This is a genomic window from Haladaptatus salinisoli, assembly GCF_020614375.1.
Taxonomy (GTDB): Archaea; Halobacteriota; Halobacteria; order Halobacteriales; family Haladaptataceae; genus Haladaptatus; species Haladaptatus salinisoli.
The window spans coordinates 2,157,798-2,180,067 of the sequence record NZ_CP085327.1; the positions used below are offsets into that span (position 1 = coordinate 2,157,798).

At 66.6% G+C, this 22,270-nt stretch carries 19 protein-coding genes; 11 read left to right on the forward strand and 8 right to left on the reverse strand.

Translation table 11 applies throughout. From position 1 onward, the window contains the following. Window positions 1-140 precede the first annotated feature (140 nt). Window positions 141-1,157: a threonine aldolase family protein gene (locus tag LIX00_RS11785; RefSeq protein ID WP_227353380.1), complete on the forward strand. Its 1,017-nt coding sequence runs from the start codon at window positions 141-143 to the stop codon at window positions 1,155-1,157. Here LIX00_RS11785 and LIX00_RS11790 read toward each other — a convergent pair. After that, complete coding sequence (locus LIX00_RS11790) at window positions 1,154-1,306, reverse strand: DUF7859 family protein (protein WP_227353381.1); 153 nt, start codon at window positions 1,304-1,306, stop codon at window positions 1,154-1,156. The two genes, LIX00_RS11785 and LIX00_RS11790, sit on opposite strands and share 4 nt — an antisense overlap. Before the next feature lie 85 nt (window positions 1,307-1,391). Between LIX00_RS11790 and LIX00_RS11795 the strand changes: the two genes are divergently transcribed. Further along, on the forward strand, window positions 1,392-2,039 hold the full coding sequence (locus tag LIX00_RS11795) for an ArsR/SmtB family transcription factor (RefSeq protein ID WP_227353382.1): 648 nt from the start codon (window positions 1,392-1,394) through the stop codon (window positions 2,037-2,039). Between the two features lie 94 nt (window positions 2,040-2,133). Here the strand turns inward: LIX00_RS11795 and LIX00_RS11800 are convergent, their stop codons facing one another. Next, window positions 2,134-2,652 (reverse strand): metallophosphoesterase, encoded by a 519-nt coding sequence (locus LIX00_RS11800; RefSeq protein ID WP_227353383.1) that lies wholly within the window; start codon window positions 2,650-2,652, stop codon window positions 2,134-2,136. Between the two features lie 73 nt (window positions 2,653-2,725). Here LIX00_RS11800 and LIX00_RS11805 point away from each other — a divergent pair, with 73 nt between their 5' ends. Together LIX00_RS11805 and LIX00_RS11810 are read left to right on the forward strand one after the other, a co-directional pair. Then, window positions 2,726-3,700, forward strand: a complete 975-nt coding sequence (locus LIX00_RS11805; RefSeq protein ID WP_227353384.1) for a cation diffusion facilitator family transporter — start codon at window positions 2,726-2,728, stop codon at window positions 3,698-3,700. Between the two features lie 165 nt (window positions 3,701-3,865). After that, on the forward strand, window positions 3,866-4,537 hold the full coding sequence (locus tag LIX00_RS11810; RefSeq protein ID WP_227353385.1) for a TIGR00266 family protein: 672 nt from the start codon (window positions 3,866-3,868) through the stop codon (window positions 4,535-4,537). Between the two features lie 30 nt (window positions 4,538-4,567). Here LIX00_RS11810 and LIX00_RS11815 read toward each other — a convergent pair whose 3' ends face one another. Further along, window positions 4,568-4,756 (reverse strand): hypothetical protein, encoded by a 189-nt coding sequence (locus LIX00_RS11815; protein WP_227353386.1) that lies wholly within the window; start codon window positions 4,754-4,756, stop codon window positions 4,568-4,570. A 34-nt stretch (window positions 4,757-4,790) separates the two neighbouring features. Here LIX00_RS11815 and LIX00_RS11820 point away from each other — a divergent pair, with 34 nt between their 5' ends. The 4 genes from LIX00_RS11820 (at window position 4,791) to LIX00_RS11835 (ending at window position 10,902) form a co-directional block, all read left to right on the forward strand. Beyond that, window positions 4,791-5,960, forward strand: coding sequence for a pyridoxal-phosphate-dependent aminotransferase family protein (locus LIX00_RS11820; protein ID WP_227353387.1), 1,170 nt, complete (start codon window positions 4,791-4,793; stop codon window positions 5,958-5,960). A gap of 63 nt (window positions 5,961-6,023) precedes the next feature. Next, window positions 6,024-6,941 carry an MBL fold metallo-hydrolase gene (locus tag LIX00_RS11825; RefSeq protein WP_227353388.1) on the forward strand — a complete coding sequence of 306 codons (918 nt, stop codon included), beginning with the start codon at window positions 6,024-6,026 and terminating at the stop codon, window positions 6,939-6,941. An 83-nt stretch (window positions 6,942-7,024) separates the two neighbouring features. Beyond that, a complete protein-coding gene (locus LIX00_RS11830; RefSeq protein WP_227353389.1) occupies window positions 7,025-8,959 on the forward strand; it encodes an AMP-dependent synthetase/ligase in 1,935 nt (644 codons plus the stop codon). Window positions 8,960-9,015: 56 nt separating this feature from the next. Next, a complete protein-coding gene (locus LIX00_RS11835; RefSeq protein ID WP_227353390.1) occupies window positions 9,016-10,902 on the forward strand; it encodes a cation:proton antiporter domain-containing protein in 1,887 nt (628 codons plus the stop codon). Here LIX00_RS11835 and LIX00_RS11840 read toward each other — a convergent pair. Continuing rightward, window positions 10,899-11,435 (reverse strand): DUF7344 domain-containing protein, encoded by a 537-nt coding sequence (locus tag LIX00_RS11840; RefSeq protein ID WP_227353391.1) that lies wholly within the window; start codon window positions 11,433-11,435, stop codon window positions 10,899-10,901. The genes LIX00_RS11835 and LIX00_RS11840 overlap by 4 nt on opposite strands. Before the next feature lie 170 nt (window positions 11,436-11,605). Between LIX00_RS11840 and LIX00_RS11845 the strand changes: the two genes are divergently transcribed. Next, complete coding sequence (locus LIX00_RS11845; protein ID WP_227353392.1) at window positions 11,606-13,282, forward strand: aldehyde ferredoxin oxidoreductase family protein; 1,677 nt, start codon at window positions 11,606-11,608, stop codon at window positions 13,280-13,282. On the opposite strand, the gene LIX00_RS11850 is transcribed toward LIX00_RS11845, so the two are convergent. Together LIX00_RS11850 and LIX00_RS11855 are read right to left on the reverse strand one after the other, a co-directional pair. After that, entirely contained in the window at window positions 13,210-14,904 is a 1,695-nt protein-coding gene (locus LIX00_RS11850; RefSeq protein ID WP_227353393.1) for an ArnT family glycosyltransferase, read from the reverse strand. The two genes, LIX00_RS11845 and LIX00_RS11850, sit on opposite strands and share 73 nt — an antisense overlap. A 63-nt stretch (window positions 14,905-14,967) precedes the next feature. Next, on the reverse strand, window positions 14,968-16,116 hold the full coding sequence (locus LIX00_RS11855) for a thiolase family protein (protein ID WP_227353394.1): 1,149 nt from the start codon (window positions 16,114-16,116) through the stop codon (window positions 14,968-14,970). Between the two features lie 142 nt (window positions 16,117-16,258). On the opposite strand from LIX00_RS11855, the gene LIX00_RS11860 reads away from it, so the two are divergent. Then, the gene (locus tag LIX00_RS11860; RefSeq protein ID WP_227353395.1) at window positions 16,259-18,073 is read left to right on the forward strand and encodes a flippase activity-associated protein Agl23; all 1,815 of its coding nucleotides are present in this window, start codon (window positions 16,259-16,261) and stop codon (window positions 18,071-18,073) included. Window positions 18,074-18,231: 158 nt separating this feature from the next. Further along, window positions 18,232-20,031, forward strand: coding sequence for a flippase activity-associated protein Agl23 (locus LIX00_RS11865; RefSeq protein WP_227353396.1), 1,800 nt, complete (start codon window positions 18,232-18,234; stop codon window positions 20,029-20,031). A 42-nt stretch (window positions 20,032-20,073) separates the two neighbouring features. On the opposite strand, the gene LIX00_RS11870 is transcribed toward LIX00_RS11865, so the two are convergent. Continuing rightward, a complete protein-coding gene (locus LIX00_RS11870) occupies window positions 20,074-21,255 on the reverse strand; it encodes a polysaccharide deacetylase family protein (protein ID WP_227353397.1) in 1,182 nt (393 codons plus the stop codon). After that, a complete protein-coding gene (locus LIX00_RS11875; RefSeq protein WP_227353398.1) occupies window positions 21,248-22,102 on the reverse strand; it encodes a hypothetical protein in 855 nt (284 codons plus the stop codon). Before LIX00_RS11875 ends, LIX00_RS11870 begins: the two co-directional genes overlap by 8 nt. Window positions 22,103-22,270: the final 168 nt, after the last annotated feature.

Here is a 22,270-nt window from a genome sequence, read left to right on the forward strand (position 1 = left end):
GGTGGATTTCGCGGATACCGGATACCGCTTTCGATACTTCGTCTCGGCGTTCGACCCCGGCGGGACGGCGACGTCGTTTCGCCGGCTCCTCGCTCGCCGGGAACGTCGGGTATTTGCACCGCGAGTACCACCGCTAGCACATGATAGACCTGCGGAGCGACACGGTGACGAAACCGAGCGACGAGATGCGAGCGGCCGCCCGCGACGCCGACGTGGGCGACGACGTGTACGGCGAAGACCCGACGGTGAACGAACTGGAAGCCCGCGCCGCCGAACTGATGGGGACGGAGGCCGCCCTCTACGTTCCGACCGGCACGATGGGCAACCAGATAGCGGCGCGCGTCCACACCGACCGCGGGCAGGAGGTGCTGGTCGAACGCGAGAGCCACGTCTACAAGTGGGAACTCGGCGGCCTCGCGCAGCACGCCGCCCTCCAGGTTCGAACCATCGACGGCGGCGACCGCGGGATTCCGACGCCCGAGCAGGTGCGCGACGGCTACGTCGAGGAGGACGCTCACCGACCCGGAACCGGGCTACTGACGCTCGAAAACACGCACAACAGCAAGGGCGGCGTCGCCATCGCGCCGGAGGAGATAGACGCGGCGGCGGAGGCGGCCCACGACCTCGGCGTCCCCGTCCACCTCGACGGCGCGCGGGTGTGCAACGCGGCCGTCGCGCGCGACGTGCCGCCCGCCCGGTTCGCGGAGAACGTCGACTCCGTGATGTTCTGCCTCTCGAAGGGCCTCGGCGCGCCCGTCGGTTCGATGCTCGCCGGAAACGAAGATTTCATCGCGCGCGCACGTCGTACGCGAAAGCTGCTCGGCGGCGGGATGCGCCAGGCCGGCGTCATCGCCGGGCCGGGCCTACTCGCGCTCGACAACGTCTCCCGCCTCGCCGACGACCACGAGAACGCCCGCGTCCTCGCCGAGGGCGTGGCCGACGCCGACGGTCTCTCGGTCCAGCCGCCGGAGACGAACATCGTCCTCGTGAACACCGAGGGAACGGGACTCACCGCCGACGAGTTCCTCGCCGCGTGCGAAGAGCGGGACGTGCTCGGCACGCAGTTCGACACGCACGTCGTCCGATTCTGTACGCACTGGGACGTGAATCGGGAGGACGTAGAAACCGCGGCGGAAGCGATTCGAAGCGCGGTTTAACGCTGCCCTTTCCGCATTCCTTCCTGAAATCCGGTGAGCGTGCGGCGGATGAACAGGTAGATGAAGAAGACGAACGCGAGTATGGCGACGAGAAGTCCGACGAACACGGGGTCGCCGAACGCATCTCCGAGCAGTCCGAGTGGTTCCATAGCAGTGTCTATCAGTTCACGAACCAAATTCGTTTCGCCGCGCTAGTGACAAAGTTGATTGATGAGTAGTCGTATACGCTCAGGTATGGCAGATCTCTTGCCCTCCAGTTCGGACGTAGAAGCCCCGACGGGCGGAAGTCCGCGGGTTCTCGGCGTCGACAGCGACGACGCCGACGACCTGCTCGGGGCGCTCTCGTCCGGGACGGCGCGGAGCCTCCTCTCCGCGCTCCACGACCAACCCGCGACGGCGTCCGAACTCAGCGATAGAGTCGATACATCGCTCCAGAACGCCCAGTACCACCTCGGCAAGCTCGAGGACGCGGAACTCATCTCGCCCGTCGACACCATCTACTCCGAGAAAGGACGCGAGATGAAGGTGTACGCGCCCACCGACGGCCCGCTCATCCTCTTCGCGGGCCGCGAAGACCAGACGACGGGGCTCAAAGACGCCCTCTCGCGCCTGCTCGGCGTGGCCGTGTTGCTCGGCGTCACGAGCGCCGCCATCCAGTACGCCGTCACGGAAGGGCTGTTCGGACTCGGGGGAGAAACCGCCGGCGGGAACGCCGATACGAGCGGACAGGTGGGGACGTTTTCGATGCAGTCCGCGGAGGCGACCCGGACCGCGGCGGACGCCGCGGCGACCGCGATTCCGCCGGGAGCGCTCTTTTTCGCCGGCGGTGCACTCGTTCTCGCCCTCGGTGCCGCGTGGTGGTTTCTCCTGAACGACCGATAACTAAAATGCGTTTTTGTGCTTACCAAGAGTACTTCATGTCTGCCCACCTACCGTAAGGTGGAGCCGCCCTGCTTCGGCCCTCCGCCCAACGCCATTAGCTTTCCAGCCCTCCGACGTGGAACTCCTCCACGAGTTCCCCGTTCCGCGTGTAAATTCCACCAGCGAAGCCACCGTCCTGCGGCTCCAGTTCGATGTGCGTCGGCAGATTTCCTCGCGGACGAGCGTAACTTCCCGGATTCAACAGCATCACCTCGCCGGCCCTGCGAGCGAGGTGCCGGTGCGAGTGACCGAAGACGACCGCGTCCGCCCCCCGCTCCCGGCCGAACATCTCGAGTCCCGTGCTTCCGCCGTCCCGGCGGTGCGCGAGCGCGAACCGAACCCCGTTCTCCTCGAACGTGCGCACCTCCGGAAGTCGCTCGCGCACCGCCGGGGTCGCGTTATTTCCGTGAACCGCCAGCAGGCGAGCGCTCTCGGCTTCGAACGCGTCGAGCACGGCTTCGGTGGTGAAGTCCCCCGCGTGGACGACGAGGTCGGCGTCCCGAACCGCCTCCATCGTCCGTCCCGCGAGTTCGTGGTCGGTCGTGCCGTGGGTGTCGGAGACGATGGTTATCACGTTTCGCGGTAGACGCCGAGGGCTCTTGGGTGCGTCGTAAGGGCTTTGTCACCGCACGGACGCTAGTCGAACAATGGCGAGCAGCAAGTCCGTCGTTATCGCCGCCCTCGTCGCCAACGGAGCTATCGCCGTCCTGAAGTTCGTCGGATTCCTCCTCACCGGGAGCGCGGCGATGCTCTCGGAGACGTACCACTCCATCTCGGACACCGGGAATCAGGTGTTCCTGCTCATCGGCATCCGGTACGGTCAGCGCGAGGCGACCAGAGGACACCCCTTCGGCTACGGCAAGGCACAGTTCTTCTACAGCTTTCTCGTCAGCGTCCTCCTCTTCGGCATCGCCGGGTGGGAGAGCGCAAAACACGGGTACAACGCGCTCGTGCACCACCACACGGTCGGCGCGGGACAATCGGTCACCCTGCTCGGACAGACGTTCCCGCCCGTCTACGTGAACTACGCGGTGCTCGTCGGAGCCATCCTCTTCGAGGGCTACGCCTTCAAGAAAGCGTACACCTCGATGAAGTTGGAGATAGAGCGCCGGGAGTGGAGCGGCTTCCGCGAGGCGTTCCGCAAGACCAGCAACGTGACGACGCTGACGGCGCTCACGGAGGACACCATCGCCCTCGCCGGCGCCGGCATCGCCCTCCTCGGGATCTTCCTCTCGCGCTGGCTCGGAAACCCGATGTACGACGCGGGGGCCGCCCTGCTCATCGGGTTCATGCTGATGGGCTTCGCCGTCGCGCTCGCGTGGGAGAACAAACGCCTCCTGCTCGGCGAGAGCCTCCCCGAAGAGGAGGAGGATAAGCTCCGCGCGATGCTGGACGAGTGGGACGGCGTCACCGGAATAATCGACTTTCGCACCGTCTACTTCGGACCGGACCGCCTCATCGTCACGGCGGACGTGGCCTTCGACCCGACGCTCGACACGGGCGAGATAGACGAGCGAATCACCGACATCGAGGACGGGATGTTCGACGCGAACGACCACATCAAGAAGGTGTACATCGAGCCGGAAGTGCAGGCGGAGACGGCGTCGCGCTCGGTCGTGTGAGTCGCCGGAGTTCCGGAACGCCGTCGTGAGAACGCGCGAATCGAACTTCTTCCGGAGGCGACCCGCCTCGATTCCGAAAACCGTGTGAATCGCCGAGAAAGCAGGTCATCGAGGAGTCACGAGGCCACGAGGGCTATGCATCTGCGGGGTGTGCCTCAGGCGGGCATGGAGTACGAGATCACGAATCGACCGTCGTTCGCCGAACTCGTCGCGACGCTGGACGAAGGCGATCGAATTCGGTTGGAGTCGTCGTCGTTAGTCAGCCACACGCAGGGCGTCGAGATCACGTCGAACGACCGGGGCGGGTTGACGGCGTCGCTGAAGGAAACGCTCCTCGGCGACGACGCGACCTTCTCGACGGTGCTCACCGCGAACCGCCCCGGCACCGTCACGGTAGCGCCGCCGTTTCCGGGCGACATCGTCCACTACGAACTTCGCGAGGAGACGCTGTACGTTCAATCCTGCTCGTTTCTCGCCGCGCAACCCGACGTGGAGTTCGACGCCGAATTTAGCCGCGACAAGACGTTCGTCGAGAACGAGTCCGATTTCCTGCTCGAACTGACCGGGTCCGGCCTGTCGTTCATGGCGAGCTACGGTGCGATTTCGGTCGTCAGCCTCGACCCGGGCGAAACGTACGTCGTGGACACGGGGCACGTCGTCGCGTTCGAGGAGACCGTCGACTTCTCGGTTCGGCGCGTCGAGGGCGTGAAATCGCTGCGCGGGACCGAGGAGGGCTGCCTCGCCGAGTTCGAAGGCCCGGGAACCATCTGGACGCAGTCGCGCAGTCCGTCTGCGGTCCTCGCGTGGCTCGTGCCGAACCTGTCGGACGAACCGTAACAAAACGTCTTTATTCTCTGTCGTATCGTCTCACGCACGCTCTCGGTCCGCTAGCTTCACGTCCTCGGAATGGCCGGCGCGCTCGCCGGCGAGGCGCTGGTTCGGGTCGCCCGCCGCCTCGAAAACTAGTCGGTTTCCGCTTCGCTCCGTGACCGGTCCGCCTCGTCCGTCGCCCGCGACGGCGTTCGGGCAACAAGTGGCGGAATTTGCGCCCCGCACGACGCTTATTTACCGGGACGTCGAATGGTGCGATATGCGAGAGGACTTTCTCCTACTCAATCCCGGCCCGGTTCCCCTCGCGCACGACGTCCGAACCGCGATGAGCGAACCGATGGTCTCCCACCGCTCCTCGGAGTTCGAGTCGGTGTACGAGCGTGCGCAGGACGGTCTCGACCACATCTTCGAGCGGTCGTCGCTCGACGGAACCCCGACCACGAGCGGCGGCACCAGCCTCATCTTCAACGGGACGGCGACGATGGCGATGGAAGCCGCGGTCGCCAACCTCGCCGGTGGCGACGACGAAGTGGTCGCCGTCGTGAACGGGAAGTTCGGTCGGCGGTTCAAGCGCATCGCCGACCGACACGCGAACGTGACCCCAGTCGCGTTCGACTGGGGCCAGCCCGTCGACCCCGACGCCGTCCGCGAGGCGGTGAGCGACGACACGAGGGTCGTAACGATGGTGCACAACGAGACGAGCACGGGCCTGCTCAACCCGGTCGCCGAGGTCGGCGATATCGCCGCGGAGCACGACGCCTACTACGTCGTGGACGGGGTCACCTCGCTCGGCGGCGACGAGTTCCTCGTGGACGAGTGGAACGTCGACGTGGCGGTCACGGACGCCCAGAAGTGCCTCGCGGCCCCGCCGGGAACCAGCGCGCTGTACGCCACGCCCCGGGCGCAGGACGCTTTCGACGGCGAGGACGCGCCGTTCTACGAGGATCTGGACTGGCACCTCCGGAAGGCGGAGACCCACCAGACCCCGTTCACGAGCGCCGTCCCGCTGTTCCGCGGCCTCGCCGTCGCGGTCGAACACATCGCCGAGGAGGGGATGCCCGAGCGCATCTCCCGCCACCGCAAGCAGTCGCGGGCGTTCCGGTCGGCGTTCACCGCGATGGGGCTGTCGATGTTCCCCGAGCGGAACGACGCCTCGGACTACTCGAACACCCTCACCGCGGTCTCGCTCCCCGCCGACGTCCGCGAGCGTCCGGACGACTTCTTCGACGCGGTGACCGAGCGCGGCGTGAGCATCAGCGGCGGACAGGCCCACCTCGGCGGCGAGATATTCCGGGTGAGCAACATGGGTAACCTCTCCTCGGAGCAGGTGCTCCGGGGCGTGCGCGCCGTGGGCGAATCGTTCCACGCGGTCGGCGCGGACGTGGATTTGGAAGCCGCGATGGCGGCGGCGCGCGAGCAACTGCGGTGAGGGAGTCCGCGACCCCGAGGGTAAACGCGAACCGTTTTTCCTTCCCGCGGTACGAGGTGGCGTATGGCAATCGGCGATCTGCGGAAAGTCACGACGGGCGACTGCTCGGACCTATACTGCCTCGACACCGGGATGTACGACACCGAGGAGTACGGCGCTGTCTACATCCTCGACACCGAGCGCCCGGCCATCGTGGAGACGGGCATCGGCACCAACTACGAGTACATCCTGGACGCCCTGGACGAACTCGACATCGCGCGCGAGGACGTGGCGGTCATCGCGCCGACGCACGTCCACCTCGACCACGCCGGGGGCGCGGGGTTCCTCGCGGAGGAGTGTCCGAACGCCGAGGTGTACGTCCCCGAAATCGGTGCGCGCCACCTCGTCGACCCCGGACGACTCGTGGAGGGGACGAAGCGCGCCGTCGGCGACCAGTGGCGGTTCTACGCCGATCCGAAACCGGTTCCCGAAGACCGCGTGGTCGAACTGACCGACGGGGACGTCATCGACTGCGGGAGCCACGAACTGGAGGCCGTCAACGCGCCGGGGCACGCCCCGCACCAGATGATATTCTACGACCGTCAGAACGACGCGGTGTTCACGGCGGACGCGGCGGGTATCTGGGTGCCGAGCGTCGAGGAGATTCACGTGACGTCGCCGCCCTCGAACTTCGACCTCGACGCCTGTCTGGACGACGTGGAGACCATCCGCGAAATCGCACCGACGACGCTCCTCTACACCCACTACGGCCCGCGCCCGTACTCCGACGAGGCGATGGACGAGTACGAGGACGTGCTCTCGCAGTGGGTCGCCGCGGTCGAGGCCCGGCGCGCGGCGGCGGAGGACGACGAGGCCGTCGTCCGGCACTTCGTGGCCGAACAGGAGATGGACGACGTGTGGGGTTCGGAGAAGGCCCGCGCCGAGGCCGCGATGAACACCCGCGGCGTTCTCCACTACCTCGACACCCACGACGACGAATAACTCGTTAGTCTACGAACCAACTGGAATAAACTACTTAATCGTTTTACACTACCTTAATGGGCTTCGAGTCAGAAGCCCGTGACATGGATTGGCGTGACGCCGAGCAGGAGTTCACCGACCCGGTCATCGGGCAGACGACGATACCTCGAATGTTCGAGGATAGCGCCGAGCGGCACGCGAACCGTCCCGCCCAGCAGTACAAGGGCGGCGTGTACGACCGGTCGCTCACGGAGAGCGTCCTCGCGGCGGCCCCGCCGGGCGAGTTTCGGTCGCTCTCCTACGCCGAGATGCGCGATATCGTCCGCAACCTCGCGGCGGGGTTCCGCGACCTCGGCGTGGAGTCGGACGACCGCGTCGGTATCTTCGCCGACACGAGGATGGAGTGGGCGCAGACCGACTTCGCGCTGCTCGCGGCGGGCGCGGTCGTGACGACCGTCTACCGGAACTCGTCCGTCTCGCAGGTCGAGTACCTCCTCGGCGACCCGGAGGCGACCGCCGTCGTCGTCGAGAACGAGGACCTACTGGAGCGCGTGTTCGAGGCCGAGGAGAACCTCGACCTCGAGTTCGTCGTCGTGATGGACGGCCTCTCTCGCGACTACGACCGCGACGACATCCACACACTCGCGGAGGTTCACGACCGCGGCGCGGAGGCGTTCGACCGCGACGAGTACGAGTCGTGGCTCGACGCCCGAGACCTCGACGACCTCGCCACGCTCATCTACACCAGCGGGACGACGGGGCAGCCGAAGGGGGTTCGACTCACCCACCGGAACTTCCGCGCGAACGTCAACCAGTGTTACAAGCGGTTCGGCCCCCGACCGGACAAGGACGTGCCAACCATCGACGAGAACGCCAGCACCGTCTCGTTTCTCCCGCTCGCGCACGTCTTCGAGCGACTGTCGGGGCACTTCCTGATGTTCGCCGCCGGGGCCACCGTCGCCTACGCGGAGAGCCCCGACACGCTCCGAGACGACTTCCAGTCGGTTCGCCCGACGACCGGCACCAGCGTCCCCCGAGTGTACGAACGAATCTACGACGCCATCCGCTCGCAGGCCGAGGAGAGCGACGCGAAACGCCGCATCTTCGAGTGGGCGACCGACGTGGGCGTGGCGTACCACGAGGCGGACTCGCCGGGCGTCGGCCTCCGAGCGAAAAAGCTCCTCGCCGACAAACTCGTCTTCGACAAGGTCAAAGACGGACTCGGCGGTAACGTCGAGTTCCTCATCAGCGGCGGCGGCAGCCTCTCGGCCGACCTCTGTGCGCTCTATCACGGCATGGGCCTCCCCATCCTCGAAGGCTACGGGCTGACCGAAACCTCCCCGGTCGTCGCCGTCAACCCGCCCGAAGAGCCGAAGATAGGCACCATCGGCACGCCGGTCGTGGACGAAGCGGTGAAAGTCGACGCGTCGCTCGTGGGCGACGGGTTCGCCGACGCAGAGGGGGAGGTCGGCGAACTGCTCGTGAAGGGGCCGAACGTCACCGACGGCTACTGGAACAAGCCCGAGGCGACCGATGACTCGTTCACCGAGGACGGCTGGTTCCGAACCGGCGACATCGTGGAGCTTCGACCGGACGGCTACATCGAATTCCGCGAACGCGCGAAGGAACTGCTCGTGCTCTCGACCGGGAAGAACGTCGCACCCGGTCCCATCGAAGACGCGTTCGCCGCCTGCGACATCGTCGAGCAGTGTATGGTGATGGGCGACGGGCGGAGGTTCGTCAGCGCGCTCATCGTCCCGAACGTCGAGGAGGTGCGAAAGCGCGCCGAGCGCGAAGGCGTCTCGCTTCCCGACGACCCCCGCGAACTCTGCCGGAACGACGCGGTGTACGAGTGGATAGAGGAGGAAGTGGAGCGGGCGAACCGCCGGTTCGAGTCCTACGAGCGGATAAAGCAGTTCAGGCTCGTTCCGGTCGAGTTCACCGAGGACAACGACCTGCTCACGCCGACGATGAAGAAGAAGCGCCGGAACATCCTCGACCGATTCGCCGACGACATCGAAGCTATCTACGCGAATTAAGAACGGGCGTTTTTATACCATCGGGTTTCTCACTTCGAGTACATGGAGGGACGCTCGTGAGCGCCGGATCGGGAGCCGGATTGATACCGCTCGTCGTCGCAATCATCGGTCTCGGCGTCATGTCGCAGGTGTTGGCCGATCGGTTCCGCGTGCCGAGCGTGCTGTTTCTCCTCTCCGCCGGTGTCGTCTTCGGTCCGGTGGGTCTCGGCCTGCTCGAGCCGTCGTCGTTCGGGAGCGCCCTCTCGGCCATCGTCGGGTTGAGCGTCGCCATCATCGTCTTCGAAGGCGCGTTCCACCTCAAACTGAACAAGCTCCGCGAAGCGCCGTCGGCGCAGATTCGCCTCGTCACGCTCGGCGCGAGTATCGCGTTGCTCGGAACCGCCATCGTCGTCCACTTCGCGCTCGATGCGGCGTGGGACATCTCGTTTCTCATCGGCGCGCTCCTCGTGGCGACCGGTCCAACGGTCATCAGCCCCATACTCTCCGTCGTTCCCGTCCGCAATCGGGTGGCGGCCGCGCTCGAAACCGAGGGCATCGTCAACGACGTGACGGCGGCGATTCTCGCCATCGTGATGTTCGAGGTGGTCGTCCTCACCGGCGGGGAGGCGTTCGCCCCCGTCGAGTTTCTGAGCCAGTTCGTCAGCAAACTGGGCACCGGCATCTTCGTCGGACTCCTCGTTTCGCTCGCCATCTGGTACGTGCTCAGCCACGTCGACCTCTCGCGGGAAAACGCGCCGCAGAACGCGCGTCTCCTCGTGTTGGCCGGCGCGCTCGTCGCGTACGCCACGGCGGACTTCTTCGCGCACGAAGCGGGCATCGCCGCGGTCGCGACGGCGGGTATCCTGCTCGGAAACGCCGACCTCCCCTACGAGGAGAAGATAGAGGAGTTCAAGGGCGACATCACGCTCATCGTGCTCTCGTTCGTGTTCATCACGCTGGCGGCCCTGTTGGAGCCGAGCGACCTGTTCTCGCTGGGAATCGGCGGCGTCGTCGTCGTTCTCACCGTGATGCTCGTCATCCGCCCGCTCCTCGTGTTCATCTCGACCACCGGAACGCGGTTCACGCGCGGCGAGAAGTTGTTCCTCAGTTTCGTCGGCCCGCGCGGCATCATCCCGGCGTCCGTGGCGACCCTGTTCGCCTTCCGACTGCAGAACAACCAGGCGATTCCGAACGCGGACGCTGCGGCGACCGCGCTCATCGGAACCGTCTTCCTCGTCATCGTGGTCACCGTCGTGTTCGAGGGCGGCTTCGCCCGCCACATCGCGGAATATCTGAACGTGATTCCAATGCGCGTACTCATCATCGGAGGCGGGAAGGTGGGCCGTTCGCTCGCCGAACGCCTCGAAGACCGTGGAGAGAACGTCGTGCTCATCGAGCAGGACGAATCGATAATCGAAATCGCCCGCGACCAAGGCTTTACCGTCCACCGAGGGGACGGCACGGACACGAACGTCCTCCGGTCCGCGGGTGCCGACAACGCGAGAATCGTCGTGGCCGCGACCGGCGACGACGACGTGAACTTACTCGTCGCCCAGCTCGCGGACTCGAAGTTCGACGTGGAGACCATCATCGCCCGGGCGAACAACCCGGACAACGTGGACGCCTTCGAGGACCTCGGCGTCCGTACCATCTCCTCGTCGCTCGCCACCGCGTGGGCCATCGACAACGTCATCGAGCGCCCCGCGCTCTCGAACTGGATGACCGAACTCGGTCGGACCGGCGACGTACAGGAGATCGAGGTGACGGAACCCGACCTCACCGGCAAGACCATCGCCGAACTGGACGACGAACTGCCGGGCGGCGTCCTCATCGCGCTCGTCGGACGGAACGGCGAGACTCAAGTGCCGAGCGAGGAGTTCACGCTTCAGAAGGGGGACCACGTCACGTTCCTCGGACGGAGGGAGGCGGTTCGGGACGCCATCGACCTCTGCCACCCGCGTTAAACGCCGCGTTCCCGATTTCTGTGAACGAGCCCCATGTTGGCCGCCGAGAGGAGCGCGAACGACCCGAGGAGCACCCCGACGTAGGCGAACACCGGTGCCTCGGTGAAGGGGTACATCCCGACCAGATGGCCGCTGACGGCGATTCCGGTGACGACGGCGAGCGCGAGATAGTAACCGCTCCAGTTCGGCTTCTCCGCCGCGGGAGAGAGGTAGTCGTCGAGTTCGTCCGCGGTGTCTCGAAGTCGCACGACGCCGCGTTGTCTGTCGTACTCGACGACGCCGGCGTCCGCCATCTTCGGGAGGTGCGTCTGGTACAGCGAGGTGTAGACCGATTTCCGCTCTTTCGAGGAGACGAGTTCGGTGGTGGTGTCGTGTTCCCACGCGGCGACCTCCTCGGCGAGTTCGCCGATGGAGACGGCGTCCGCCTGTGACCGGAGGTATGCGAGGGCGTAGCGGCGTCGAGCGTTCGTGAGGATTTCGAACGCCACGTCGCGCGAAAGCGTCCGCGACCCGGACGATGACTCGGTGCTCATTGTCGACTATTTCTGTGATTCGGCTTTCCCGGGCGTACACCCTTCACTTCGGCGAGCGTGCGCAAAAAGATACTCGTCCGTTTACGCTTTTTCGCGGCGGAAAACAAGCCGTCTCGAAAGAGCGCTACGATTGAGCCATTTTTATTGCCTCCAGTTCCGAAGGTGCTCACATGCTCCACACCGAGGGTTCGCTTCTAACCATCGACGTCGGAAACCGAGAGACGCGCACCGAGGACATAGACGACGTTCTGTCGTCGTTCGTCGGCGGTCGCGGCGTGGCGACGAAACTCGCTCACGACCGGATTCCGTTCGACGCCGACCCGTTCGGCCCCGAGAACAGCCTCTACTTCACGACCGGCCCGTTGCAGGTGTCGAACATGAGCTTCACGGGGCGGATGAACTGCACCGGCGTCTCGCCGCTCACGGGCGGACTCCTCTCCTCGAACGCCGGGGGCTTCCTCTCCCGTAACTTCGGCGCGACGGGGTACGGCGCGGTGGAACTGACGGGGGCGAGCGACGAACTGGTGGCGATTCACGTCACGGACGAGGGCGTCGAGTTCGAGGAGGTACCCCACCTCGCCGAAGCCACCGTGGGCGAGGTCGGCGAGTACATGGACGACGAGCGCGGTCTCGGCGACGACCAACTCGTCGTCGCCGGCCCGGCGGGCGAGAACCGCGTCCGGTTCGCGGCCATCATGACGACCGAACACCGCGCGTTCGGTCGCGGCGGCCTCGGCGCGGTGATGGGCGCGAAGAACGTGAAGTGCGTCAGCTTCGACGGCGACAGCGCACCCGACATCGACATCGACCCGATACAGATGGACGTCCACCGGGAGGCCGCGACCGCGAACGACCATCCGATGAAGAAGGCCGGCACGACCAGCGTGACCGAGTACGCGAACCACGTCAGCGCGCTCCCGACGCGCTACTTCTCGGAACTGGAGTTCGAGGGCGCGAGCGACATCGGCGGCGACGCGGTCGCCGAGAAGAAGTTCAAGCGCGGAACCTGCTCGCAGTGCGCGTTCGCCTGCAAACTCCCGACGAGGGACGAGGAGACCGGACTGGAGACGGAAGGCCCCGAGTACGAGACGGTGATGTCGTTCGGGAGCAACGCGGGCGTGGACGACGTGGTCTCCGTCATGAAGTCCAACGACCTCTGCGACGAGTTGGGGATGGACACCATCTCCTGCGGCGACGTGGTCTCGGCCTACCTCGCCGCGAACGACGAGTTCGGCAACAGCGACCTCATCCACGAACTGGTCGAGAAGATTGCCTACCGCGAGGACGAGGGCGACCTGCTCGCGGAGGGCGTCCACCGCGCCGCCGACGAACTCGGCGTCGAGGACTGGACGGTCAAGGGTCTCGAATTCGCCGCCCACGACGGACGCACCCTGAACGGACAGGGACTCGCGTTCGCGGTCTCCAACCGCGGCGCGGACCACATGTACGCCGAGTTCTACTCGAAGGAGTACCCCCTCGTCGGCAAGGACGAGGCGGTCGACCCGGAGGGCCTGGAGGGTAAACCGCCGCTCGTCGTCGAGAAGGAGAACCACAACGCGGTCCTCGACAGCGGCGTCGTCTGCAAGTTCTCGCGGGACTTCATGACCGAGGAACGGCTCGAAACGCTCCTCGACGAGGAGTACGACGAACTGCTGGAGATGGGGGCCGCCGTCGTCGAACTCGAACGCCACTTCAACAATCGGCGGGGCTTCGACCGCGAGGACGACACCCTACCCTACGATCTGCCGGAGTTCGAATCGGCGCTCTCGGAGTACTACGAGGTGCGCGGCTGGAACGACGACGGGACGGTGCCCGAGGGGTCGACCGCCGCGAGCGCGGACGACTGAACTGTTCGGTTCCTCCCGGCCAGTTCGACTCCTCGAACGCGAACGATGACCACGTCCTCGTTCCGGAACGCGACCTCCGTACGGTCGCCCGCGTCCAAACCCTCGACCAGCGCCCGCCACTGCGCCGAACTCCAGTCCTCGCGTGCGACCCAACTTCGAGACCCTTCGCGGGTGAGGTACACGTAGTCCGGCGACACCCCGTCACGGGCGAGCACCCGCTCGATGCAGCCCGGCGACGCGCAGGTCGCGCTCTTCCGGTACAGTGCGACCTGTCGCTCGCGCTCGTCGGGCGGGAGCCACTCGGCCCCCCACGGGGAGGAGACGACGGTTCGACGCGCGAACGCGGGGAACCACTCCGCGGCGTCGCCCGCGACGAGGAACGTCGCGTCGGGGTGCGTTCGGTCGCGCGCCCACCGCATCGCCGCCACGTCGTCGCCGTCGATGTACGACGGGAGCGGTTCCTGCTGCAGTCGGTGCAGCGGTCGCTCCGGAATCGGCTCGTAGTTCGCCGCGTAGAGCCCCCCGGTTACGACCCCGTACGTGGCGAGCAGGCCGACCAGCAGGAGCGGGAGCGTTCGACGCTCCGCTCGGTCGGCGTCTCGCCCCGCGTCGACCAAGCCCGGTATCCAATCGAACGCCGCCGTCGCGACGACGAACGCGCCGACCAGCACGAGGAACCGCGGCTTCGGAAACGCGAACACGGTCGCGACGAACCAGAGCGGGAGTAGGTATCGTCTTCGAGCGACGAGGTGCGCGATGCCGAGGAGCGCGAGGACGTGCCACACGGCGAGGAACCGCGTCCGGTGTGCGTAGAGGAACTTCGAGGGGAACCAGAGGAGACCCCGTCCGATTCCCAGCCGCGACCCCGCGGTTCGGGCGAACACGTCGAACCCGTGAACGGCGACGACCTGCCCCCACCACGGCGACGCGAGGAGGAGGCCGCCGACCGCGACGAGCGCACCGCGCCGGAGTCCCGCGAGCGACCGGTCGAGGTAGCCGTAGAAGACGAGGTAGCTGACGCCGAAGAACACCGGATACGACGGGTGCGTGAGGACGGTCAGTCCGAACAGCCCCGCGCCCGGAACGACCCACACCGCCTTCCCGTCCCGAAAGAGTCGAAGCCCCGCGTACAACCCCGCGACGGTGAACAGGAACGCCGGTGCGCGAACGATTCCTCCCGCCGAGAGGTGCCACTTGAAGACGGCGGGACTCGTCGCCACGACGAGCGCCGCGAGTCCCGCGCGGCGGTTCGGCTCCGGGCGGTCGGCGAACAGTTCCCGGCCCAGCAGGGAGACCGGGACGACGTACGCGACGGTGACGAACCCGGGCAGGTAGCGGGTGAGCACGAGCGGGTCGACGCCGAACGCGTCCCGAACGAGCGCGACGGCGTAGAACGCGAGCGGCGGATACGCGAACGGAAGCCCCCCGTTCGTGTACCCGGGGACGCGGGCGGGGAATCGATAGCCGTGGTCGCGTATCGCCTCCGCCATGGCGAGGTACAGTCCGCCGCCGGTCGCCGGATACGGATGGGTCAGGAGGTACGCCGCGAACACGACGACGCTCGCGACGAGGGCTGGAACCGTCCACGCCAGCGTCGCGGGGAGGCTGCGATTTCGGGGCACGCCTCACCCGTCGCTCCGAGGAGTGATTATTCCTCTCCTTTTGTCTTAAAATAAGCGGGGAGTTTACCGCCGCTCGAACGTTATCGCTCCGCCCTGACCGAAGCCGACGCAGAGCGTGGCGAGTCCCTTCTTCGCGTCGCGCTTTTCCATCTCGTGGACGAGCGTGACGGGGAGGCGCGCGCCGGAGGCGCCCAGGGGGTGGCCGATGGCGATGGCCCCGCCGTTGACGTTGAACTTCTCGTCCGGGACGCCGAGCTGGCGCTGGGAGTAGAGCGTCTGGCTGGCGAACGCCTCGTTCAGTTCGACGAGGTCGAAGTCGTCGATGCTCTCGCCCGTGCGCTCCAACAGACCCTGCGTGGCCGGCACCGGGCCGATGCCCATCACCGTCGGGTCGACGCCCGCGACGTTGTTGTCGCCGACGTACGCCAACACGTCGAGGCCGTGGTCTTCGGCGAACGCTTCGCTGGTGACGAGGGTGGCCGCCGCGCCGTCCGAAATCTGCGAGGAGTTGCCGGGCGTGACCGTTCCGTCGGCCTTGAACACGGTCGGGAGGCCTTGCAGGGCTTCCAGACTGGTGTCGCGGCGGATGCCCTCGTCCTCTTCGACGAGACCGTTCTCGGTCTCGATGGGGACGATTTCGTCGTCGAAGCGCCCGGAGTCGGTCGCGTCGGCGGCGCGCTGGTGACTCCGGAGCGAGTACTCGTCCTGGTCTTCGCGGGAGATGTCGTACTCCTCAGCGACCTTCTCGGCGGTCATCCCCATCTGAAGTTCAGGGAGGTTGTACAACTCCGCCATCTGCGGGTGGATGTTCCGTCCCTGATAGCCGCCCTCCATCGGGACGCGGGACATGTGCTCCATTCCGCCCGCGATGATGGCCTGTCGCTGACCCGCCCGAATCGCGTCGCTCGCGCTCATGACCGCCTGCATCGAGGAGGCGCACCAGCGGTTGACGCTGGTGGCGGGAACTCCCTCGCCGAGGTCGGAGAGGAGCGCGATGACTCGACCGACGTTGTTGTCCTGTTCGCTCCGCTGCTGCGCGACGCCCCACATGAGGTCGTCCACGTGGTCGCCCGTCAGCCCCGTCTCGGAGAGGATGGTGTTGACGAGCGGAACCGACAGGTCCTCCCCCCGGACGTCCTCGTACACGCCGTCTTGTTTCCCCTGCGGCGTTCGGATGGCCTTCGCGATGACTGGTGTGGTGTCGCTACCCATAGTTCATGATTTTCGTCCAGCCCCTTAAGTGGCGGTAGAACTCGTGGTAAATGAGAAACGGTTTGTAAGTTTAATGACTGTGAAGGGGGCTTCAGAAACTATTTGGTCGAACCCCGTCCATACAGTTCATAACTTCGCGACGATGCAACGCTCCGACACCGATACCGCCCAGAAACGCGCTCGTCCTCGCTCTCTCGCGTCGAGTGAAGCATCGTGGACGGAGCGACTCGCGAACCCGGTTCCCCTCGTCGTCCTCATCGCGCTGGTCGCGCTCGCGCTCCGTCTCGTGGACCTCGGCGGTCGCGTCGCCCACCAGGACGAGGCCCGCGTCGCCTACTGGATCGCTCGATACGCGAAGACGGGCGTCTGGGAGTACCGGCGCATCGTCCACGGGCCGTTTCTCGTCCACGTGAACTCGGTCGTGTTCTCCCTGTTCGGAAAGAGCGACTTCGCGATGCGGTTGATCGTCGCCCTCCTCGGCGGTCTCCTCCCGCTCGCGGCCCTGTTATTCCGCGAGCGCCTCCGCCCCTCCGAGACGGTCGCGCTGGCCGCGCTCTTCGCCGCGAACCCCGTCCTCCTCTACTACTCGCGGTTCATGCGCAACGACGTGCCGCTGGCCGCGGCCATGGTGGTTGCGCTCGGGCTCTTCGTCAGATTCGCGGACACCCGAAAACTCCGGTACGTGTTCGCGGGCGTCGCCGCGACCGCCCTCGGGTTCACGATGAAGGAGAACGCCCTGCTCTACCTCGCCTGCTGGGTCGGCGCGGCCGCGCTCCTCTACGACCACCGCCTCTTCCTCCGGCGCGTCGGTAACGAGGGCTTCACCGCCGCGTTCCCGCTTTGGTTGCGTCGGGGAGCGGTTCGCCTGCTGGACGGCGATAGGCGCGTCGCCGTCTCCGTCCTCCGCGGAATCGGCGTCGCCCTCCTCGCGGCGTTGGAGTTCCTCGTCATCATCGTCTTCTTCTACGCCCCGCGCTCGCAAACTCGACCCGGCCCCGGCCTCTGGAAATCCCTCTCGCGCCCCGAGATGATCCCCGAGGTGCTCGGGGCCGCGACCATCGGAACGTGGAACGAGTTTCTGGGCTGGACGGGACACACCGAACACTCCTACCTCCCGTTCCTCGGCGACTTCCTCCGGACGCTCAAAGTCGGCGCGTTGGCGCTCTGTCTCCTCGCCGTGGTCGGTTTTCTCGTCGACCGCTACTCCGGCGACCGGCCGAACGACGTGGTCGCATTCGGCTTCTACTGGGGCGTCGCCAGCGTCCTCGGCTACCCACTCGTCATGGATATCCAGGCCGCGTGGGCCACGGTGCACGCCATCGTCCCGCTGGCGTTTCCGGCGGCGGTCGGGTTGGCGCTCGTGTTCCGCTGGGGGTGGGAGGGGTACGAGCGGCGGGACGACGTGAGCGTCGTCGCCGCCGTCGTCCTCCTCCTGCTCGTCTCGGCGCAGGTCGGCGCGACGGCCTACGACACGACGTATCAGCACTCGCAGAGTCCGGACAACCAACTCGTCCAGTACGCCCAGTCGTCCAGCGAGGCGAAACCCCTGCTGAACGACCTGCAACGAATCGCGCGGGCGAACGAGGGAACCGACGTGCTGTTCTACGGCGAGGAACTGTACTCGCCGAACGAGTCGGCCCACGACGTGCCGCCCGCCGGGGCGGGCTGGTTCGCCCGCCTCCCCTTGGCGTGGTACTTCGAAGCGGCGGGCGCTACCGTCACCAGCACGACCGACGCCGGCGACCTCAGCGGTGAGAAGCCGCCCATCGTCGTCGCGTTGAACGACGCCGAAACCTGTTCCGACGAGGGCGGCACCGCCGAGGATGTCGACCGGTACATGGACGGCTATCGACGCCACGAGTTCCACCGGTACGGCTTCGATAGCGGCTGTACCATCAGCGGGATATCCATCTACGTGGACGAGAGTCGACTTCCGACGAACGAGAGCACCGGATAGCGTCGCCACGCCCGTCTCGCAACCGCCGACGAACCCTCCTGCGCGGCGAGAAGACGCGTATCACAAATTATTAGTTACCGAAGATGACTGTCTACTGGTATGCCACCCGCCCTCCGTTCCGCTAATCGACCGTCCCTCCGCGCGAGTTCGCGCCGATCATGGCTCCGAAGATAGAGTCACGGCCGACGTTCTCGGCCGCCGCCCTCCGGGGGGTCCTTCCCGCCTCCGTCACTCGAACCCATCTCGCTGTCGGGGGTATCACCGTCTTCGCCCTGTTCGTTCGCCTCGTCGCGCTCGGCGCGCGCGTCGCCCACCAGGACGAGGCCCGCGTCGCCTACTGGATGCTCCGGTACTCCGAGAACGGCGTCTGGTTCTACCGGCGCTTCGTCCACGGGCCGTTCTTCTTCCACGTGAACTCGGTCGTGTTCGCGGTTCTCGGCGCGAGCGATTTCACGATGCGCCTCGTCGTCGCGCTGATGGGCGGCAGTCTTCCCCTCGCGGCCCTGCTGTTCCGCGAGCGCCTCCGCCCCTCCGAGACGGTCGCGCTGGCCGCGCTCTTCGCCGCGAACCCCGTCCTCCTCTACTACTCGCGATTCCTGCGCAACGACGTCCCGCTAGCGACGGTGATGGTGTTCGCCTTCGGCTTCTTCGTCAGATTCGCGGACACCCGGCGACTGCGCTATCTCTTTGCAGGAGTCGGGTCGTTCGCCTTGGGGTTCACGATGAAGGAGAACGCCCTGCTCTACCTCGCCTGCTGGGTCGGCGCGGCCGCGCTCCTCTACGACCATCGCCTCTTCCTCCGGCGCGTCGGTAACCAGGGAGTCGCCGCCGCGTTTCCGCCCCGCGCCCGCGCTGGATTTCGGCGACTGTGGTACCGAGACGCGTCCGTCGTCGCCGAGAATCTCGGGCGGGTCGGTATCGCCCTCCTCGCGGTGCTGGAGTTCCTCGTCATCATCGTCTTCTTCTACGCTCCGCGCTCGCAGACCCGGCCCGGCCCCGGCCTCTGGAAATCCTTCACGCACCCCGGGATGATTCCGGAGATACTCTTCACCGCGACGGTCGGCACGTGGCGGAAGTTCGTCGGTTGGACGGGACACACCGAACACTCCTACCTCCCGTACTTCACCCACTCCGCGCGGACGCTCGAGATCGGCGCGGTGGTGCTTTGCGCCTTCGCCGTGGTCGGTTTTCTCGTCGACCGCTACTCCGGCGACCGGCCGAACGACGTGGTCGCATTCGGCTTCTACTGGGGCGTCGCCAGCGTCCTCGGCTACCCACTCGTCATGGACATCAAGGCCGGATGGGCGATGGTACACGCCGTCGTTCCGCTGGCGTTCCCGGCGGCGGTCGGGTTGGCGCTGATGTTCCGCTGGGGGTGGGAGGGGTACGAGCGGCGGGACGACGTGAGCGTCGTCGCCGCCGTCGTCCTCCTCCTGCTCATTTCGGCGCAGGTCGGCGCGACGGCCTACGACACGAGCTTTCGGAACTCGCAGAGTCCGGACAACCAACTCGTCCAGTACGCCCAGTCCTCCTCGGAGGACGCGAAGCCGCTGTTGCGCGACCTGCAGCGAATCGCGCGGGCGAACGAGGGAACCGACGTGCTGTTCTACGGCGGGGAGTTCTACTCGCCGAACGAGTCGGCCCACGACGTGCCGCCCGCCGGGGCGGGCTGGATGGCTCGCCTCCCGCTCGCGTGGTACTTCGAAGCGGCGGGCGCTACCGTCACCAGCACCGACGAGTCGTTCGACCTCAGCGGTGAGAAACCGCCCATCGTCGTCGCGCTGAACAACGTCTCGACGTGCGCCAGCGAGGACGGCACCGCCGAGGACGTCGACCGGTACATGGACGGCTATCGACGCCACGAGTTCCAGCGGTTCGGATTCAACAGCGGTTGCCACGTGAGCGAGATGACCGTCTACGTCGCGGGGAGCGAGCGACCCGCGAACTCGACAGCGTAGCCGACTCGACACCGTCGCGGCGTACGATCTCCCGCGTGCGGACTACTCGCCGAACCGTCGCCGAAGCGCGGCGGCACCGCCGACGCCGACGACCGCGGCCAGCCAACCGAACCCCGGTTGTCCGTCGGCGACCGTCGTCTCGGCGGTCCCGGTCGTTTCCCGCTGCGCGGCGGCCAAGCCGTCGTCTCCCGCCTCGGTCGTCGCGGAGCGCGTTCGAGTCGTCGTCCCCGTCGTTCCCGTCGTTTCGAACTCCGAGAGCGCGTCGCGGAGCGTGACGATGTCGATGTTCCGCGCCTTCGCCATCCGAATCGCGGTGCGGATTCGACCCGGGGGAAGTCGCTCCTGCCACCAACTGTGCCCGCCGAGGATGCCGAGCGCGTCGGCGTCGGCTATCCGGTCGAGGAACGCCCCCAGTTCGGCCTCGGTCATCTTCCCCCGCCGGAACATCGCCCTCGACAGGTGCGGTAGGGTGGTGTTCTCGGGCCGGTGAATCTGCGCCCGGCCGCCGATGGCGAGCCCGCCGTTGGCGACGGCGGTGTAGTACTCCCCGGCGAGTTCCTGCGTCCGAGCGCCGTACGCGCCGTACGGCATCACAATATTCGTGACCGTCACGCCGTGCGCTTCGAGTTGCTTCCTCGACTCCCCGAGCGCGGCGCGCAACACCTCGTCGGCGTACCGTTCGGTGACGCCGTCGCTGGCCGCGAACGACTTCCCGACCCGCGACTCGAGTTCGACGAACTCGCCGCGGTCGTCGGAGCCCCTCCCGGCGGCCGTGACGGTCGTCGAGCGCGACCCGTCGCTGACGACGAGCGGGTCGCCCGGTCGCTTCCCGTGGAGGTTCGTCTTCACGTACAGTCTCCGGTCGTCCGGGGCGACATCCTCGGTCACCGTGATATCGCCCAGCGCGCGGTGGTGGAGGGAGTGGGACATGATCTCCCACCCCTCGTCTTCGAGCGTGCGAAGCTGCGCCGCGCTGAGGTGGTCGCCCTTCCCGACGCTTCTCGCCGGTACGGCGGAGCAGCCCGGGACGCCCTCCTTTCGGTGCGCTCTGCGATACGTGTGCGTGAAGTCCTCTATCGGCCCGTCGTCGTACGTGAACACGAGCTTTCCCGTCGAACCGGGGGCGGCGGTGGTTCGGGCGACCAGCGTCGCACCGCCGACCGCCGCGCCCATCGCACGGAGGGCGCCTCGCCGCGTCGTCGCGAAGGATCGTCGGTCACTCACGGCGACTCACTCCCGTGACGTTCCCCGCCGCAATCGAACGAACCGCTCTCCCGACGCGGGTTCCTTCGACGAACCGACCGCCCGCTCGCTGGACGGCGTGGGCGCCGTTCGCGACGACCTTCCCGGCTTCGGCGGCGACGTCCCAACTCGACCGTTCGACGGCCTGCAGCCGCGACGTCGCCCAGCGACTCGGATGCGCCAACACGTACAGGGCCGGACACGCGCCCGATTCGACGACTTCGACGACGTCGTCGGTCGAGCGAACGTCTCCAAGACCCGGCACGTGGGCGCTCCAGTCGCGGCCGGTGTCCGACAGGTACAGCAGTTCGGACAGCCCGATGGCGTCGAACTCCAGCGCGTCGTAGGCTTCCCCGATGAGGTCGTAGTGTTCCGGCGTCCGCGCGTCCTCCCACATATCCGTGTTCAGGTGCGGCGAGAGCGGACTTCCGTGGGCGCAGGCAGTCTTCACGTCGACGTACTCGCGGAACAGTTCCAGATTCTCGGCGAACCGACCGTGGGCGGCTTCGACGTTCCCGCGCGTCGCCGCGAGGTCCTCGTAGTGATAGCCGACTTCGTGGCCGCGGTCCTCCATCGCCCGGGCGATGTCTGGTTCGAACGTGCTCGTCCGGAAGTAGTAGGTCGCACCGACGCCGCGCTCGGCTTCCGCCTCGGCCAACGCGACGGCGTTCCCGACGCGGCGGTCGACGTCGTGTCGCAGGACGACGTGCGGTTCCTCCGCCGCGTCCGCTTCGACGTACTCGGAGACGGTGTAGAACCGATACCCCGCCTCGAGCGCCGCGTCCAGTATCCGCTCGTAATCGGCTAAATTGAATCCCGATATTCTCATGGCTCCGACCGATAGACTCGATGTAACAGTACTTCGTTACGAGCAACCTACGCAAAATGCAGACGAGTCAGACCCTATCTAAACGGAGTTCTCTCGGATCGAAATCCCCGATGCGGCGCATTGAATCGCCTCCGACGCGCCGCGGTGGGCCGGCGGAGAGAATCGCCG